Raw genomic sequence first — 2,701 nt, forward strand, 5'->3', positions numbered from 1 at the left:
CAGCAGGGCAAGCTGCTTCTTGCCAGGTTTGTCCAGGTAAAAAACGACTCGGTGTGGCGAAGTTTTTTCAACTCTGGCGACGTCTTTATAGAGATTTTTCAAAAAGGGTGAGCCCTCCCTTTTGAATAACTCAAAAGTGAATACAACATCTTTTGACGTGACAGGGTGGTTGTCGCTGAACTTTGCTGCCGGGTTGATATGAAAAGCAACCCAGCTGAAGTCGTGAGGGTATTCGATGGCTTCGGCCAGAAAGGGATAAAGAGTGTGAGGTTCATCGGCTGACCGGGTCATTAATGAGCCGTGGGTGTGGTAAAGGTAATCAGGCGTAGTTCCTTTGCCGTTAAATGGGTTCAGAGTGTCGAATGAGCCTGTCCTGGCTAGCCTCAGGACACCACCTTTAGGTGCATTGGGGTTTGTGTAAGCAAAATGAGTGAAGCTGTCCGGGTATTTGTGGGTACCGATCAGAGTGAAAGACTTTTCAATACGGACCTCACCCCAGATGGCCAGAGGGTGCGACAGGCAGAGGCTGAGGAGAAGGTTTGTTATTATTCTGATTCCGGAACCATTAATTTTGAATACATTGTTGTTTCTGGATAAATTGTTCCCGTGTAGATTGTTGCCGGGTAGATTGTTGCTGGAAACAACTCTGCTCACAGTCTCTTCAGCCTTCTTTGTGTCGAGGTGGTGTCAGGGGGACAGAATGGTTGGGAGAAATATAGCTTAGCTGCTTTTCAGTTTGCTTACGTTCACGAAGGTTTCTGCTTCAGCGGCGGAAGATTAAGCTGTATGTTGGCTTCAAGCGCTCTCAGCAGTCCACTGGCAGTGTGTCGAGACCAGAACTGACCTAATCCGTGCAGAGATTTTTCAGAAGCGGGTACTGGAATCTCCAGTCCTTCAACAGGCAGGCTGCCCTGGGCATAGATAGCGTGGGCCGGACCCTGGATGAAGAGCCCCTGAAGAGTATCGTTCAATAACTCTCCGTTCAGGTAAGCATGAGTGATGAGTGCTTTTGGCTTCAGGTCGGGTTCTTCATTTTGAATGTGCCAGTAGATGGCAGAGTTCAGGGCAAGACTGTTAAATACCACCGCCTTGAATCGGGTTTTAAAGGAAACATACTGGGCGATTGCGCCACCCAGAGAGGAGCCTGTCAGCTCAAACTCATGGTCAGGGTAGTGCTCATACAGGTCGACAGTCAGCTCCAAAGCTCTTCTCAGCATGGGAACTTCCAGTGGAAAGTAATCCCCGGCAGTGATGAAGCTGGAGAAGTAGGAGATGATCTGTGTCAGATAGCCATATCCATAGCCACCCTGTGTCCAGGCAGCATTGGTCAGGGAGTTGAGGCTATCAAATTCTGTTCCTGTGAACGCTATCAGAATTTTCTTTTCTGAAGTGTGGAGGAAAACTCTGGCTTTCAACCCGGAGTCTTCGCGGTCGTAGATTCGGTTGGCATCATACCGGGTGTCAAACACTCCCTGTGTTAACCATTTTTCAGGTACATCTGTCTTGACTGCGTTGCGATACTGAATATGGGTGAGGCGATCTTCCAGGGCCTCTTTGACGCCCGCTCTATCACTGGCAGTTCTGAAACGATAGGACAGGTAGCTGGCAAATGCATAGGGGTAGAGTGCTTCCAGGCGATGCTTGAACTTTTCGGCAGGAGAGTTGATATACCGTTGAGTGGAGTCGGGCCCCGGAATCTTGTTGAGATTGGGTTTTTCGCCTCTGGCGAATACGTTTTGGCTTGATCCAAAAACTGTCAGTACGCAGGCCAACAGAATAAGCAGTATAATACGCGGGTATTGCGATGTGAGTTTCCTTGTCATAGTCTCGACCCTTCCCTGAATGTTTTGACGTTCATGTTTATTAGACAGGGCGAGAGCATCTTAGTTCAGAGGAGTGACAAGTTGATTAGGGATAAGGCCAAAATTTTTATCTTTGTTATATTAGATTAAATTCTAATAGCTTTATTAATATAAAAAGGGGCTTGTTTTTTGCCGTGTCATTGCTCTTTTTTGATATGACAGCCACCGGGGATCTCAATGGTAAGGTCGCTCTTGGCATAACAGCAGCAGGGCAGGATTTTTCCATCGGGGACAAAAGCGACGGGTTCTGCGAAATATTCCACTTCACCGGCCACCAGTTGAACCTGGCAACTGCCACAGAATCCTTCACGACACTGGTATTCAATATCCACCTTCTGTGACTCGAGCGCCTCCAGCAGGTTGAGGTCGCTTCTGGAAATGAAGCTGAAGCCATCCAGTATCTTGACGATGTTGGCCATGAGGATCTCCTGGTAAACGGTTGGCCGGGAGGCTGTCTTTACTCGTTCAGCCCCCAGTGGCCATCGTGCTATCTCTTAGAGTGAGAAGTTGCTGAAGTCATCGGTCTGGACTTCGTTATCAATCTGTCCAACCAGATAGGAGCTGACTTCCACTTCCTGAGGCGCTACCTGGACAGAGTCACTGTTCAGCCAGCTATTCATCCAGGGTAGAGGGTTCTGGCGGGGTGGGAAGGCCGGGTCAAAGCCCAGGGCAGCCATTCTCTGATTGGTGATGTATTCGACATATTGGCTGAGAATGTCCTTGTTCAAACCAATCATTGAGCCATTCTGGAACAGGTATTCAGCCCACTCTTTTTCCTGTTCAGCAGCAGCAATAAAAATTTCTCTGGCTTCTGTCCGGAGCTCAATAGCAATCTCAGC

General features: G+C 48.5%; 4 protein-coding genes. All 4 read right to left on the bottom strand.

Features of this window, described 5'->3' with window-relative positions:
* Positions 1-654, bottom strand: a 654-nt coding sequence (locus tag KDK18_RS14685) for an ABC transporter substrate-binding protein (RefSeq protein WP_257253676.1), incomplete at its 3' end; no start/stop codon positions are given.
* A 92-nt stretch (positions 655-746) separates the two neighbouring features.
* Complete coding sequence (locus tag KDK18_RS05135; RefSeq protein ID WP_257253678.1) at positions 747-1,823, bottom strand: hypothetical protein; 1,077 nt, start codon at positions 1,821-1,823, stop codon at positions 747-749.
* Between the two features lie 176 nt (positions 1,824-1,999).
* Positions 2,000-2,281 (bottom strand): class I ribonucleotide reductase maintenance protein YfaE, encoded by a 282-nt coding sequence (gene yfaE / locus KDK18_RS05140; RefSeq protein ID WP_257253680.1) that lies wholly within the window; start codon positions 2,279-2,281, stop codon positions 2,000-2,002.
* Between the two features lie 75 nt (positions 2,282-2,356).
* Positions 2,357-2,701, bottom strand: a 345-nt coding sequence (locus tag KDK18_RS05145) for a ribonucleotide-diphosphate reductase subunit beta (protein ID WP_257253682.1), incomplete at its 5' end; no start/stop codon positions are given.

This window comes from Endozoicomonas sp. SESOKO3 (genome assembly GCF_024606255.1).